The organism is Halogranum amylolyticum (assembly GCF_900110465.1).
Lineage (GTDB): Archaea > Halobacteriota > Halobacteria > Halobacteriales > Haloferacaceae > Halogranum > Halogranum amylolyticum.
The window spans coordinates 1-13086 of record NZ_FODV01000021.1; the positions used below are offsets into that span (position 1 = coordinate 1).

At 66.8% G+C, this 13086-nt stretch carries 15 protein-coding genes and 1 tRNA gene; 4 read left to right on the forward strand and 12 right to left on the reverse strand.

Annotated elements, in window-relative coordinates; all coding sequences use genetic code 11:
* Positions 1-22 precede the first annotated feature (22 nt).
* Positions 23-95, forward strand: a tRNA-Asp gene (locus BSG17_RS21225).
* 53 nt (positions 96-148) lie between these two features.
* Here the strand turns inward: BSG17_RS21225 and BSG17_RS21230 are convergent.
* Positions 149-1228 carry an ATP-binding protein gene (locus BSG17_RS21230; protein WP_089827397.1) on the reverse strand — a complete coding sequence of 360 codons (1080 nt, stop codon included), beginning with the start codon at positions 1226-1228 and terminating at the stop codon, positions 149-151.
* 94 nt (positions 1229-1322) lie between these two features.
* Here BSG17_RS21230 and BSG17_RS21235 point away from each other — a divergent pair, with 94 nt between their 5' ends.
* A complete protein-coding gene (locus BSG17_RS21235) occupies positions 1323-1793 on the forward strand; it encodes a DUF7382 domain-containing protein (protein ID WP_089827398.1) in 471 nt (156 codons plus the stop codon).
* 27 nt (positions 1794-1820) lie between these two features.
* Here BSG17_RS21235 and BSG17_RS21240 read toward each other — a convergent pair whose 3' ends face one another.
* The 6 genes from BSG17_RS21240 to BSG17_RS21265 form a co-directional block, all read right to left on the reverse strand.
* On the reverse strand, positions 1821-2585 hold the full coding sequence (locus BSG17_RS21240; RefSeq protein WP_089827399.1) for a protein-L-isoaspartate O-methyltransferase family protein: 765 nt from the start codon (positions 2583-2585) through the stop codon (positions 1821-1823).
* Positions 2586-2670: 85 nt separating this feature from the next.
* Positions 2671-3654: a methyltransferase domain-containing protein gene (locus BSG17_RS21245; RefSeq protein ID WP_089827400.1), complete on the reverse strand. Its 984-nt coding sequence runs from the start codon at positions 3652-3654 to the stop codon at positions 2671-2673.
* A 48-nt stretch (positions 3655-3702) separates the two neighbouring features.
* Positions 3703-4371 (reverse strand): protein-L-isoaspartate(D-aspartate) O-methyltransferase, encoded by a 669-nt coding sequence (locus BSG17_RS21250; RefSeq protein WP_089827401.1) that lies wholly within the window; start codon positions 4369-4371, stop codon positions 3703-3705.
* 11 nt (positions 4372-4382) lie between these two features.
* Complete coding sequence (locus tag BSG17_RS21255; RefSeq protein WP_089827402.1) at positions 4383-5045, reverse strand: HVO_0476 family zinc finger protein; 663 nt, start codon at positions 5043-5045, stop codon at positions 4383-4385.
* 155 nt (positions 5046-5200) lie between these two features.
* Positions 5201-5386, reverse strand: a complete 186-nt coding sequence (locus BSG17_RS21260) for a hypothetical protein (protein WP_089827403.1) — start codon at positions 5384-5386, stop codon at positions 5201-5203.
* Between the two features lie 322 nt (positions 5387-5708).
* Entirely contained in the window at positions 5709-6671 is a 963-nt protein-coding gene (locus tag BSG17_RS21265; RefSeq protein ID WP_089827404.1) for an aminopeptidase, read from the reverse strand.
* A gap of 193 nt (positions 6672-6864) precedes the next feature.
* Between BSG17_RS21265 and BSG17_RS21270 the strand changes: the two genes are divergently transcribed.
* Positions 6865-7944 (forward strand): type II glyceraldehyde-3-phosphate dehydrogenase, encoded by a 1080-nt coding sequence (locus BSG17_RS21270; protein WP_089827405.1) that lies wholly within the window; start codon positions 6865-6867, stop codon positions 7942-7944.
* Positions 7945-7990: 46 nt separating this feature from the next.
* On the opposite strand, the gene BSG17_RS21275 is transcribed toward BSG17_RS21270, so the two are convergent.
* From BSG17_RS21275 to gap, 3 genes are all read right to left on the reverse strand, one after another.
* Positions 7991-8482: a metallophosphoesterase gene (locus tag BSG17_RS21275; protein ID WP_089827468.1), complete on the reverse strand. Its 492-nt coding sequence runs from the start codon at positions 8480-8482 to the stop codon at positions 7991-7993.
* Positions 8483-8529: 47 nt separating this feature from the next.
* On the reverse strand, positions 8530-9735 hold the full coding sequence (locus tag BSG17_RS21280) for a phosphoglycerate kinase (RefSeq protein ID WP_089827406.1): 1206 nt from the start codon (positions 9733-9735) through the stop codon (positions 8530-8532).
* A gap of 152 nt (positions 9736-9887) precedes the next feature.
* Positions 9888-10937, reverse strand: a complete 1050-nt coding sequence (gene gap, locus BSG17_RS21285; RefSeq protein WP_089827407.1) for a type I glyceraldehyde-3-phosphate dehydrogenase — start codon at positions 10935-10937, stop codon at positions 9888-9890.
* Positions 10938-11166: 229 nt separating this feature from the next.
* On the opposite strand from gap, the gene BSG17_RS21290 reads away from it, so the two are divergent.
* Positions 11167-11538, forward strand: a complete 372-nt coding sequence (locus BSG17_RS21290; RefSeq protein WP_089827408.1) for an Hsp20/alpha crystallin family protein — start codon at positions 11167-11169, stop codon at positions 11536-11538.
* A gap of 69 nt (positions 11539-11607) precedes the next feature.
* On the opposite strand, the gene BSG17_RS21295 is transcribed toward BSG17_RS21290, so the two are convergent.
* On the reverse strand, positions 11608-12483 hold the full coding sequence (locus BSG17_RS21295; RefSeq protein ID WP_089827409.1) for an ATP-grasp domain-containing protein: 876 nt from the start codon (positions 12481-12483) through the stop codon (positions 11608-11610).
* A 46-nt stretch (positions 12484-12529) separates the two neighbouring features.
* The gene (locus tag BSG17_RS21300; RefSeq protein ID WP_089827410.1) at positions 12530-13060 is read right to left on the reverse strand and encodes a 50S ribosomal protein L16; all 531 of its coding nucleotides are present in this window, start codon (positions 13058-13060) and stop codon (positions 12530-12532) included.
* Positions 13061-13086: the final 26 nt, after the last annotated feature.

Genomic DNA, 13086 nt, shown 5'->3' on the forward strand with positions numbered 1-13086 from the left:
CACTTTCGTACCACGCTTGTGTGCCCGGGTGGTGTAGTGGCCCATCATACAACCCTGTCACGGTTGTGACGCGGGTTCAAATCCCGCCTCGGGCGTCTTCTACCGAAGCTAACTACCGAGCGAGCAGTCCGTCTCCTCGACGCCGACCTCACTGTCGAACCGACCGGTCGTCTACAGAGACATCGCTCGCCCGAGCGCTCGACCCACCGTGTGGTGTCTCACGTTCACGGACGGAGACGGTGTGTACGGACTCGGTAGCGTCGTCGACGACGAGGGCGTCGCCCGTCTCGGTCGGCAGACGACTCGCCAGCGACTCGCCGAGATAGGTCGGCTGGGCCGCCGCCAGCGCGCTCACGTCCGACTCCGCAGTCAGTCGGTGGGAGACGAGCAGGTCGGCTTGTGAGACCGCTACCTCGGGGAGCGCGCTCGGTCGCTGGGTCGCGGAGACGAGACTGACGCCGGGTGCACGCCCCCGGGTGAACAGCGTCCGCAACGCGTCGGCGGCGACACCATCGAAGAAGGCGTGTGCCTCGTCGACGAGGAGCCACGGGAGGCGGTCGATCAGGCCCGTCACTCGCGCGTCGTACAGTCCGCGAGCGACGGCGGCACAGACGGCGTTCGCCGCCGCCGGCGGCGTCCCCGCGAGGTCGAGGACGGTCGCCTCGCCGCCTGCGAGCGCCCGAGACGTCAGCCCTTCGCCGTCGAAGACGCCCCACGACTCGGCGAGTCGGAGGTGGTTCCGTGCGGCGCGTCGGACCGTCGGCTCGACGTCCGCGTCGGCGACGTGGCTTCGCATCCCGTCGAGCGATGCCGTCTCACCGGCGGCCTCCCAGACGAGCGCGCCGGTCGCGTCGGTCGCCTTGAGTCCGAGAAGCGATGGCCACGCTGCGGGCGGCAGTGCGTCGGCACGGATCTCCGGGTCGTCGACGACGCTCGCCGGGACGGAGTCGTCGCCGCGCGTCAACCCCGCGAAGACGCCCATCGGGTCGACGACGACGGGGGCGACGCCGGTCGCGCGCGCTGCCGCCTCGGCGAGGACGCCCAGCGTGTAGGACTTCCCCGACCCGCGCTTGCCGACGACGAGCGCGGCGTGCGGGCGGTCGAAGTCGACGCCGACGGCCGCGCCGGCGCTCCCGTCCCGTGCGCGGTAGCTGCCGAGCAGCCCGATCGGTCCGTCGGACTCGTCACCGCTCGCGGCTCCCGTCTCGGAACGGCCGAGGACGTGCATGGTCGTGGCTGGTCGCGTCCCCCTACATCAACGCTCGTGTGCTCGTGCACGCTCGGCCGAGGGTTTATCATCGAGAACAAGGCCACCGCGGTCTATGCTCGACAGGTTCCACGAGATCAGTCGATCCCAGAGCTTCCAGGCGGACGAACGCGCCATCGAGGGACTCCCCATCCGACTCGTCATCGCCCTCGTCGTCGGCGTCGCGAGCCTCTCGGTGATGATGAACATGCTCGGCGGGTTGCAGGGGTTGTCGGTCACCGAACTCGACGCGCGGCCGTCACCGGAGGTCGTCACGCCCGGCGAGCGGTCCGTCGAGTTAACCGTCGTTGGGGCCGACGGCGACCCGGTGTCGGACGCGACGGTCGTCGTCAAGGGTGGTACCGCCGACATCGACGGCGTGAAGACCGCGACGACGGGGAGCGACGGGCGAGCGTCGGTCCGAGTCGACCCCTCGTTGCGCCCGAACAGGGAGGACGGCACGCTCGTCGTCGACGTCAAACCCCCCGCAGGAAGCGAGTTCGTAGACGAGCGAGGGAACACGGAGATTCTGGTCGTGAGCGAGTAGTGAACGGAGCGACGTCGGCGACGCCGATTATCGACCGTCGAGTCGTTCGTCCCAGTCGACCCACTCGTACTCCCAGCCGGAGGGGGCGAAGTAGCCCTGCTGAGCGAACTCGCGGTCCTCGCGCTCCATCCGGTTCCGCGAGAGACCGCCCGCCTGTTCCCCGTCGACGAGAAGCGGGTTGAACGTCGTGGGGCCGTACTCGCCGACGACGTCGAACCCGCTCCCGTCGCCGTCGGCGAGTTCGCCCGCGACGAGCGTCTGTTCGGGGCCGCCCATCGGCATGACGAGTCGTCCGTCCGGCGCGAGCTGATCGAGCAGCGCACGTGGTGGCCGGACGGCCGCGGCTTCGACGAGGATGCGGTCGAAGGGGGCGTACTCGGGCAACCCGTCTGCGCCGTCACGACAGTCGACGAGAACCGCCTCACAGCCCGCCTCGCGGAGGTTCTGTCGCGCGTCGACGACGGCACCCCGATTGATGTCGACGGCGTGGACGTGTCGGTCACCGACGAGGTCGGCGACGACGGCAGCGGTGTAGCCGACGCCCGCACCGACGATGAGCACGTCGTGACCGGGTTCGGCGTCGAGCCCGGAGAGCATCCGGGCGACGGTGCCGGGTGCGAGCACGCGCGTTCCGCCGCGTTCGCTGGCGCGGTTCTCGTAGGCGCGGTCGGCGACGAACTCGTGGCGCGGGACGGTGCGCATCGCCAGGGCGACGTCCTCGTCGACCAACTCGGAGGAGAGCGCCTCCTCCAGGCCGTCGACCATGTCGTCGCGAAGCACGGCGGGGTCCATGCGTTCGCCTCGGGGATGCGCACTAATCAACTGTACGCTTGCCGGCAGCGTCGACCGACTCCGCGATGAGAGAACCGGGGACTGCTCACTCGCTGCCGGTCGGTACGTGTCCGACGACGGCTCTGCGGTCCGTCCCGGGAACAGAACGGACGGCGACGTCGACCAGACCGGCGTCCTCGAACCAGGCTCGAACGGTTCTCTCGTCGTAGAGGCCACCGTCGCCCGTCGCCAGTGCCTCGACGGCGATGCGGACCGTCTCCGCGGCGTCCGCGCGCTGTCCGTCGAACACGTCGGCGAGGACGAGCGTCCCACCCGGTGCCAGGACGTCGGCCGTCTCGGCGACGAGCGACTCGTTCTCCCGAGCGGCGAACCGTCGAAGGACGTCGACGCCGAAGACGAGGTCGACCTGTTCGACCGGTGAGGAAGCACCGTCGCTACCGAGGGCAGCGAGCGACGGGAGGTCGGTCGCGACGAGGTCGACTGACGTCGGTGCGAGCAGCGGCGAGACGACATCGACGGTCTCTCGGTCGTCGACGAGCGTGACGTCGAACCCGCGAGCGACGAACTCTCGGGCGTAGACGCCCGACCCTCCGGCGACGTCGAGGACGCGCGCTGGCGGGGTTCCGGGGTACTCGCGGACGGCAGCGGTCACGCAGGCACGGACGTCGGCCTCGTCGGTGGCAGCGTGCGCACCGAGTCGGTTCCGAGTCCAGTTCGGCGGTCTCTCGGGAGACGAACCGGTCGCCATCGTCTCCGGTAGCTCCGTCGAGAGGTCGAGCAGATCGAGTGCGTGCGGGAGTCGTCCGATCGAGCGGACGTCCCGCTTCGCGAGGAAGCCGAGCGCACGGTTGGTGATCTCGTACTCCGTCCCGACTCGCTCGAGAAACCCCATCGCTTCGAGTGCTCCGACGGTCACGCGGGCGGCGTGTAAGGTGACGTCGGCCGTCTCAGCGACATCGGCGGGCGTCCCGGCGCTCTCCAGCAGGGCGTCGAGAGCGCCGCTCCGGCGGGCGGCCCAGAGGAGCAGCAACTGTTCGGTCGGGAGTCTCTCGCGGTCCTGAGTGGGCATAGCTCCGACGTGGACGGCCGTCGTCAAAAACCACGCAGAAATCGGCAGTCAGTCGGACTGCATCGGGACGAACCGGACGCCGCCGTGGTCCTCCCGTTCGACAGTTCCGTCGGGTCGCCGTCGGAGACGGACGAGCCGTTGGCGACCCGCTCCCCCGATGGGACCGACGACGACGCCCTCGGGTCTGACCTGTTCGACGACCGCGCGGGGTATCTCGGCGGGCGCACAGGTCAGATACGCCGCGTCGTACGGGGCGTGCTCCGGCCACCCGTCGTGACCGTCGCCGACGCGGACGGACACCGCGTAGCCGAGACGGTCGAGTCGTCGCCGTGCTCGTTCGGCCAACTCCTCGTGGTACTCGACGGAGAAGACACGACCCGTCGGTTCGTGCGCTTCGGCGTCCTCACCGGTCGTCGCGCCGACGACCTCGGCGGTGACGGCGGCGTGATAGCCACACCCCGTCCCGATCTCGAGGACGCGGTCGCCGGGGGACAGTTCGAGCAGGTCGGTCATCATCGCGACCATGTGCGGTGCGCTGACGGTCTGGCCGGCGGCGATAGGCAGCGGCCGGTCGACGTACGCTCGGTCGCGGCGCTCTTCGGGGAGGAACTCGTGACGAGGAACAGCCCGCAACGCGTCGGCCGTGGCGTCGCGATCGACCGCGCCGCGACTCACGAGCCCGTCGACCAGCCGCCGGCGTGCGGCGGTGGTGTCCATGTTCTCTCTCGTTACCAGGCCGACCAGGCGGAGGTGGTCTCGTCTCGACCGTAGACGCGCTTGACGTCCTTGGCGTACACCATGTCGCCCTCGCGGTCGAACTGTTCGAACCGGTAGTTGCTCGCGTCATCGCGGACCTGGACCGACTTGACGTAGAACTTCTCGTCGCCGAACTCCTCGGTCTCGCCGACGCGGAACTCGAAGTCGCCGGGCACCTGCACCTTCAGGCTCCGGGTGTCGTCGCGGCTGCCGTCTTTCGGGTTGACAGTGACGTTGACGGTGACGTTGTCGACGACGCGGGTCCAGACGGTGTCGACGTCCTCCGCCGACGCCTCGTCGGCGCGCTGCTCCTCGCCGACCTCGATCGAGGTGATGCGCACCTGCATGATCGCCTCGGGTGTGTCGACGATGAACTCCTCGCCGACGGCGAGCGTCTCGTCTTCCGGGACGTCGACGGTCGTCCGGATGGAGTCACCCTCCTGAGAGACGATGACGTCCGTCTCGATCTCCTTCTCGATCTGAAGTTTCTCCTTGTGGACGTGGCTACACTCGGTACACCGGACGGTCACCTGACCGCCGGGTTTCAGCACCTCGTGGACGGTCGCCTCGTAGGGCGAACACGACGGACACGAGAGGGCGACGCGTTCGCCGGCGTCGGGTCCTGGATGGCTCATGAACGTGCATACCCGGTCGCGCCGTAAAAACCCGCGTCTTTGCGCGTCGGTGCGGGTCGGGGTGGCACGGACAGTCCCCGAGACGGCTGTAACTCCGCTGGCGACCGCAGAAAGATTCACGACCGGTGTGCATCGATTCGAGACTGTGGGGTGTGTCACGGGTGGGGGTCGACCGCCGTCGAGTCGAACATCCCGGCGACACGTTCGACGTCGCCACCACAGTCCGTACAGGTCGAGCGTTCGTTCTCGAACGAGCGTTCACAGACGGTACACTCGTAGTGATACGGGTCGGGCGACTCCCACTGACCCATCCGCTGTCTGAGTGCACTGATGAGCCCCATCTCCTCTCACCTCGGTTCGAAGCTAAGGTGTGTCACAGTATAACGCTTGTCGCACCTGGCCTCCTCTGTCGAGGCGACGCTGCGATACGAGAGGCGACACGACTCCGATATCGACGGCGACCGACGCAGTCGGACTGCTTACCGAGCGACGGGTCGGGGAGACTCACCGCCTCGCAGTCTCCCGGTCTACGACCTCCTCGTCTCGGGGCTCTGCCGTTCGACTAAGGACGAGGAAGCTCCACTTTCTCCCCGTCTCGCGGTCTACGACCGCTCGACAGTTGGGAGGTCTACGACTTCCCAGTCTCACGGTTTCACCGTTCGACTATGGACGAGGAAGCTCCACTTCCTCGCCATCCGCGTACACCGTCGGTTCCGTGATGATGCCGTCGAGGTGCAGCGGCGCGTCCGTGTCGCCGCCGATGCCGGCGTCGTCGCCGATGGCGATGTGGACCGTCCCCGCCGCCTTCTCGTCGAGGAGCACCGACCCGACCAGTTCGTCGACGCCGACGTTCGTCCCGATACCGAGCTCCGCGAGGTTGTAGGCGTCCTGCCCGACATCCTCCGCTGCTGTCTCGACCTGCTCGCGCACCTCGTCGTCGCTGATCTCGGTGACGTAGCCGTCTTCGACCTCGAAGCGGAGCTCCTGGCCCTCGTCGAGTAGTCCGTAGGGCATCATCGTCCCGTCGACGACGTAGGTGCCGTTGACGTCCTCGGGACTGACGAACACCTCGCCGGCGGGGAGGTTCGAGAACTGCCCCGACTCGTGAACCATCCCGGTGTCGGCGAACCACTCGCGGTCGCCGGGCGTGAAGGTGACGTCCGTTCCCTTCGGCGTCGTGACGCGAACCTCGTCGGCGTCTTCGACCTGTGCGAGCACGTCGTCGCAGTGCTGCTCGATCGCGCCGTAGTCGGCGTCGAGACCGACGACCATCACCTCCTCGGTGATGCCGGGGAGCGTCGCGCCGCGAGCGCCCGCCTCGGTTGCGTCTCCGCGAGCGCGAGTGTGGCTCAGACTCTTCGTCGTCGGCGCGAGAAACACGTCGGCGTCCTTCATCGCGGCGGCCACGGGTGCAGGCGGTTCTTCGCCGTGTTGACTCCCCGGCGGGTAGCGGACGATTACTGCGTCGTCGGTGACCTCGCTGGCTACTTCGTACAGCGCCTCGCCGATGGGCTGGCGCTCGTCGTCGGTGACGACGGCACAGCTCTCGTCGCTCCCGAGGTCCATACACTGCCAGATCGCGGTCTCGGCGGCCTCGCGGAGCGCCGCCGCGGAGTGGTCGCTCATACCCGTCGGATGTGTGCGGCGGGATTAGGCTGTTGCGCCTCGCTCCTCGACCGTATGTCGTACGTTAACGTGACGTACGACGCGCTCTTACCCGGATTCGTAAAAAATCACGCTCGTTACTCGCTGGAGAGTTAATTTCTACGCACTTAGGTCCGGAATAACTATCTATCTCGGTGATCCAGTTTCGGACGAAATGATCAAGGTCGGCGTAAACGGATACGGGACGATCGGGAAACGAGTCGCAGACGCCGTCCGGGCCCAGCCCGACATGAAGCTCGTCGGCGTCGCGAAGACCCGCCCGAACTACGAAGCCGAAGCCGCCGTTCGCAAGGGATACCCGCTCTACGCGGCCATCCCCGAGAAGTCCGACGCCTTCCGCCAAGCCGGTATCGACCTCGCCGGAGAGATCGATGACCTCGTGATGCAGTCGGACGTCGTCGTCGACTGTACGCCCTCCGGTATCGGCGAACAGAACCGCGAACTGTACGAACGCTACGACACCCGCGCACTGTTCCAGGGTGGCGAGGACGCCGACGTCGTCGACGCGAGCTTCAACGCCCGAGCGAACTACGACAGCGCTCGCGACGACGACGTCCGGTTCGCCCGCGTCGTCTCGTGTAACACTACGGGCCTCTCTCGACTCATGGCTCCGCTCGACGAGGCCTTCGGCGTCGAGAAGGCGCGCATCACCCTCATCCGCCGTGGCGGCGACCCCGCCGACGCCAGTCGCGGCCCGATCAACGACATCCTCCCCGACCCGGTCACCGTCCCCTCCCACCACGGTCCCGACGTCAACACCATCTTCCCCGACCTGAACATCGACACCGTCGGCGTGAAGGTGCCCGCGACGCTGATGCATCTCCACAGCGTCAACGTCACGCTCTCGGAGACGCCGACCGTCGAGGACGTTCGCGACCTCCTCCACGAGGAGTCGCGGCTGTTCCTCGTCCCCGACGTCGCCGGCATCGACGGCACGGGGCAGTTGAAAGAGTTCGCGATGGACACCGGCCGCCCGCGCGGCGACCTCTGGGAGAACTGCATCTGGGGTGAGTCGATCTCCGTCGAGGGCGACGACCTGTATCTCTTCCAGTCGATTCACCAGGAGTCCGACGTCATCCCGGAGAACGTCGACGCCATCCGCGCGATCACCGACGCCGCCGACCAGCGCGAGAGCATGCGCGCGACCGACGAGAACCTCGGCGTCGGCCTCGAGAGCGTCTTCGGCGGCGTCCGCAAGCGCATCACGCCGCGGGACCTCAACGCCGACGACTGAACCCGCTCGCTTCGTTCGCTTCTCCTCTCCTCCTCGCTCCGTTCGTCTATCCCACTCTCTGGAACTCGACCTCGCCCGTCTCGGTGTCGAGCGTCGTGACGGAGTACTCGTCGTCCGCACCCGGGATAGGAAGCCCACCCGGGTTGACGTGGACGGTCCCCTCTCGCTCCTCGTGGACCCGTTCGTGGGTGTGTCCCCGGAGGACGTAGTCGTAGTCGCCACAGCCGAGCAGGGCGTCGACGACGTCCTCGCTCGTCCCGTGGTAGACGGCGACGTCGACGCCGTCGAACTCTATGGCCCCCATCTCGCCGAGGTAGGTGCCGAACTCCGCGATCGCGTTCTGGAGGTTCCACTCGCCGTCGTTGTTGCCGCGGACGGCGTAGAACTCGAAGGGAGCGTCGAACGGCGTCGCCGAGAACGGCGCGACGACGTCGCCGCAGTGGACGACGGCGTCGACGTCCTGTTCGGTGAAGTAGTCGACGGCGGTGTTTACGAGGTCGAGGTTGTCGTGGGTGTCCGAGCAGATGCCGACGAGCATGGGTGGGATGACGGCCGGCATCCCCAAGAACACTCGGTCACTGTCGGCTACTCCTGTAGTAGTTCCACGGCGGGCAGCGACTCGCCGGTCAGCGCGCGAATGTAGGCACCGCCCGCGATGGAGACGTGCGAGAAGTCGTCCTCGCTCATCCCGTACATCTCGATGGCGCGGGAGGTGTCGCCGCCGCCGACGACGGAGAAACAGTCGGTCTCGGCGATGGCCTCCAAGACACCCGTGGTACCGACGGCGAACCGCTCGTCCTCGAACAGGCCGAGTGCGCCCTTCACGAAGACGGCCTCGGAGTCGTGGATGTACGGCGTGTACGTCGCCACCGTGTCGCTGCCGACGTCGAGGTAGGCGGTGTCCTTCTCGGTGATGTTGGCGACCGGCACTTCGGCGCGCTCGTCGTTCTCGTCTTCGAACGCGAGGTCGGTGGCGAGGGTGATCTGGTCGCCCTTCTCGTCGATCAGGTTCCGAATGGTCTCCTCGTTGGCCTCCCACTGGTCGTCGAAGAGGTCCATGTCGTCGACGTCGTAGCCGACCTCGTGGCCCGCGGCGCGGAGGAACAGTTCGCCCGCAATCCCGCCGAGCAGGAACTGGTCGACCTTCTCGTCCAGCGCGTTCATCACGCCGATGACGTCGGTGGCCTTCGTCCCGCCGACGACCATCGTCACGTCGCCGTCGAACTCTCGCGTCGCGATCGAGGAGTTGGCCTCGTACTCGGACTCCATGACGCGGCCCGCGTACGAGGGGAGCACGAGCGGGAAGCCGACGAGCGAGGCGTGCTTGCGGTGTGCGGCGGAGTACGCGTCGTTGACGTAGGCGTCGAACTCCTCGGCGAGCGTCTTCACGAACTCGGTGTCGGCTTTGACCTCGGGGTCTTCCTCGGGCAGCTCCTCGTCGACCATCCGGGTGTTTTCGAGGAGTAGGACGTCGCCGCCTTCGAGCGAGCGGATGGCGTCGAGAGCGTCCTCTCCGTAGGTGTCGGCGACGAACTTCACGTCTCTCTCGACGTGCCCCGCGAGGATGTCGGCGTGCTGTTCCAGCGAGACGAAGTCGTCGCCGCCCGGACGGCCCTGGTGAGCCATCAACACGACGCTGTGGTCGTTCTCTGCGAGTTCCTTCACCGTCGTCGCGTGACGGTCGAACCGACGGTTGTCCTGCACTTCGCCGTCCTCGACGGGGGAGTTGAGGTCGAGGCGTACGAGGACGCGCTGTCCGGGTTCGAGGTCGTCGAGCGTCTTGAACGTCATCACGCGGCGAGACGCGGGCGAGTCACTTAGTGGTGTACGAAGCGGGGAAGCGTTGCCCGCCGACGCGGACGAGAGGACCTGTCGCTCGTCGGTCGAGAAAAGCGGGAGATGTACCGACGCGGGCGCGAGTCGAGTCGAGTGACCCGAGAGAGTTACTCGGCGGAGACGAACGCGGCCATGTCGAGCATGCGGTTCGAGAAGCCGTACTCGTTGTCGTACCACGTGAGGATCTTGGCCATCTCGCCGTCGTTGACGACGTTCGTCGACTGGAGATCGACCGTCGAGGAGAACGGCCACCCGACGATGTCCGAGGAGACGACTTCGTCGTCGGTGTAACCCAGCACACCGGCGAGTTCGTTGTCGGCGGCCTCGCGGAACGCCTCGTTGATCGCTTCGGCGCTCGGGTTGCCCTCGAGGTCGACGACGAGTTCCGTGATCGAACCGTTCGGGACCGGCACGCGAATCGCCATCCCGTCGAGTTTGCCGTCGAGTTCCGGCAGGATCTCCGTGGCGGCCTGCGCGGCGCCGGTCGTCGTCGGGACGATGTTCTCGGCGGCGGCGCGGCCGCGGCGCTTCTTGCCCTTCGGCCCGTCGATGAGGTTCTGACTGCCCGTGTAGGCGTGGACCGTCGTGAGCAGGCCGGTGTTGATGCCGAAGTTCTCCTCGAGCACTTTCGCGACCGGTGTGACGCTGTTGGTCGTACACGAGGCGTTCGAGACGACGTCCTCGCCGTCGTACTCCTCGTGGTTGACGCCGTAGACGAGCTGTTTGACCGGCTTGTCACCCTTCGGCGGCGCCGAGATGACCACCTTGTCCGCGCCGCCCTTCAGATGCTCGCTGGCGTCGTCCTTCGTCCGGAAGATGCCCGTACACTCCAGGGCGACGTCGACGTCGAGGTCGTCCCACGGCAGTTCGGCGGGACTCTGCTCGTTGTACAGCGGCACCGACGTTCCGCCGATGGTGAGGTGGTCCTCTTCGAGTTCGACGCCGTCGAGGTGACCCATCACCGTGTCGTACTTCGCGAGGTACGCCATGTCCTCGAAGTCCATCACGTCGTTGACGCCCGCCAGTTCGACGCGCGGGTCGTCCATGACTGCACGGAAGACGTTGCGTCCGATGCGTCCGAACCCGTTCAGGCCGACCCGGACGACCTCTTCCTCGGCTACCTCGTCGCCCGCGTTTAGATACGATTTTTCACTCATATGTGAGTTAGTTGCGTTCAAACTATTAAAATCCGCCCGTTTATCGCTTTCGGAACACTCAATCGATAAGGACAGTCCTCACGGGTTCACAGCGTCGATACGGCGAGGAGTCGGGAAGACCTTTCGGCGGTGACGCCGAGCGGGAAATCCTCGTCGGTACACATCAGTCACTCGTGAACAGGCACCATGCTTCAGAAAGCTTTTGAGCGAGAGTGACATACCGTGGCACATGGATAGAGACGACCGCGACGACCCGTTCGACAACATCTTCAACGAGATCGAACGGATGATGAACGGAATGACCGGTGGCGCGCGCGATCAGAGCGGGTTCGCCACCGAGACTCACGTCGACGTGTTCGACGAGGGTGACGTCATTCGACTCGTCGCGGACCTTCCCGGTGTCGAGAAGGACGCAATCGAACTGAAGTGCGACGGCGAAGTGCTGACCATCAGCGCCGCCTCCGACCGCCGCGAGTACGACGAGCGCATCCGGCTCCCGGCGCGCGTCGACGAACACTCCGCGAAGGCGTCGTTCAACAACGGCGTCCTGCAGGTGACGCTCGACCGCGTCGAGGACTCGGCGGCCATCGACGTCGAGTAACGCCCACGCGATCCTCCTCTCTCCGCTCACACGGGGAGCGGACGCGCCGACTCGGCGCTGTAGACGTTCTCAGCTCTCGACCTGCTTCCGGATCAGCACCGCGAGACGGTCGTAGAACCCCGGTTCGTACTTCGTCGGCGTATCGATCGTCGGGCGGGCGTTCGTCTCGGTGACGACGAGTCGGTCCTCGGTCTCCAGAAGGTCGACGCCGAGATACGGGACGTCGAGCACCTCGGCCGCTCGCTCGGCCAGCCGTCGGTGTTCGTCGGGGAGGTCGACGCCGACGGCCTCCGCGCCGCGGTGGACGTTGTGCTTCCACCGCCCCTCAGCGAGCGCGTCGTCGGGGAGGCGACGTTCGACGGCCCCGACGAACGTACCGTCGACGACCATCGCCCGGTAGTCGCGAGCGTCCGGTAGGTACTCCTGGAGGAGATACGAGCGGTCACCCGTCGCCTTGTAGTCGTGCAGCAGGTTCAGATAGTCGACGACTCCGAGCACCGAGTCGACGTCCGACACCTTCGCGATGCCGACGCCGCGAGTAGTGGAGTTCGGCTTGACGACCACCGGCCGGTCGAACGCCTCGAGCGCCGAGACGACCGCCGCCTCGTCGACCGGGTTCGACACCAACGTCGTCTTCGGCACCGGAACCCCCGCCTGCGACAGCGCCGCGACGACGCCCGCCTTGTTTCGCGAGGTGAGGATCGCCTCCCGGTCGTTCACCCAGGGGACGTCGAGGAGGGCGTCGACGGCACCCCCCTCCATCGGTCGCGACGGGTAGACGAACCCGACGTCGACGTCGCCGACACCGGAGAGCGGGTCGGCGTCGGTCAGCGGGAGCGTCCGCTCTTTTGCCTGGACGTGGACGATCTGGATCCCTCTGTCGGCGAGGGGGTCACGCATCCGCTCGAACGTCTCCGCGCGGGTGGTGGCCGCGAGGCGTAGCATACGCTACGGGAGGAGTGGAGGGAGAAAAACGGGACGGGTTTCCGGTCTACGAGACGAGCAGCTCTTCGCCCTTCTCGACGACGATGCGGCACGGCGGCGTCATCTTGTTGTAGGCGCGGCGGAACGCGTCCTTGACGACCTCCGCGTCCTCGGGGTTGCAGTAGGCCGTGAAGATGGCGTCGTTGCGCGGGACGCGAGCGGCGGTGCCGACCGGTTTCCCGAACGCCTGACGCATCCCGTCGGAGACACGGTCCGCACCCGCACCGGTCGCCTGCTTGTTCTCACGCAGGACGTGGTGGGGGAACTTGCGGAGCACCATCTTGTAGTTCTCCTGTCCGACGTGCTTCAGGAGCAGTCGGTTCGCGGACAGACGCGCTGCTTCGAGCGAACCGTGACGGATCTGACACTGCTCCTCGATGCGGAGACTGATCTGGACCGGGTAGTCCTCTGGACCGGTCTGAAGGTTACCCATGTTGTGCTGTGCGATCTTCGACCCGGGAATCCCCGTGATGTACTCCCGTCGCGTGTACGGGCGAGTATCGATATCCCGGTACATAGAGGCCGGCTTGTCTGACATGGTTACTTGTTCGGGAAAACGCCGAC

Bases quoted from the DNA above. Each gene is read 5' to 3' on its own strand.
- BSG17_RS21230 (WP_089827397.1), bottom strand. From the start codon at position 1,228: ATGCACGTCCTCGGCCGTTCCGAGACGGGAGCCGCGAGCGGTGACGAG.
- BSG17_RS21235 (WP_089827398.1), top strand. From the start codon at position 1,323: ATGCTCGACAGGTTCCACGAGATCAGTCGATCCCAGAGCTTCCAGGCG.
- BSG17_RS21240 (WP_089827399.1), bottom strand. From the start codon at position 2,585: ATGGACCCCGCCGTGCTTCGCGACGACATGGTCGACGGCCTGGAGGAG.
- BSG17_RS21245 (WP_089827400.1), bottom strand. From the start codon at position 3,654: ATGCCCACTCAGGACCGCGAGAGACTCCCGACCGAACAGTTGCTGCTC.
- BSG17_RS21250 (WP_089827401.1), bottom strand. From the start codon at position 4,371: ATGGACACCACCGCCGCACGCCGGCGGCTGGTCGACGGGCTCGTGAGT.
- BSG17_RS21255 (WP_089827402.1), bottom strand. From the start codon at position 5,045: ATGAGCCATCCAGGACCCGACGCCGGCGAACGCGTCGCCCTCTCGTGT.
- BSG17_RS21260 (WP_089827403.1), bottom strand. From the start codon at position 5,386: ATGGGGCTCATCAGTGCACTCAGACAGCGGATGGGTCAGTGGGAGTCG.
- BSG17_RS21265 (WP_089827404.1), bottom strand. From the start codon at position 6,671: ATGAGCGACCACTCCGCGGCGGCGCTCCGCGAGGCCGCCGAGACCGCG.
- BSG17_RS21270 (WP_089827405.1), top strand. From the start codon at position 6,865: ATGATCAAGGTCGGCGTAAACGGATACGGGACGATCGGGAAACGAGTC.
- BSG17_RS21275 (WP_089827468.1), bottom strand. From the start codon at position 8,482: ATGCTCGTCGGCATCTGCTCGGACACCCACGACAACCTCGACCTCGTA.
- BSG17_RS21280 (WP_089827406.1), bottom strand. From the start codon at position 9,735: ATGACGTTCAAGACGCTCGACGACCTCGAACCCGGACAGCGCGTCCTC.
- gap (WP_089827407.1), bottom strand. From the start codon at position 10,937: ATGAGTGAAAAATCGTATCTAAACGCGGGCGACGAGGTAGCCGAGGAA.
- BSG17_RS21290 (WP_089827408.1), top strand. From the start codon at position 11,167: ATGGATAGAGACGACCGCGACGACCCGTTCGACAACATCTTCAACGAG.
- BSG17_RS21295 (WP_089827409.1), bottom strand. From the start codon at position 12,483: ATGCTACGCCTCGCGGCCACCACCCGCGCGGAGACGTTCGAGCGGATG.
- BSG17_RS21300 (WP_089827410.1), bottom strand. From the start codon at position 13,060: ATGTCAGACAAGCCGGCCTCTATGTACCGGGATATCGATACTCGCCCG.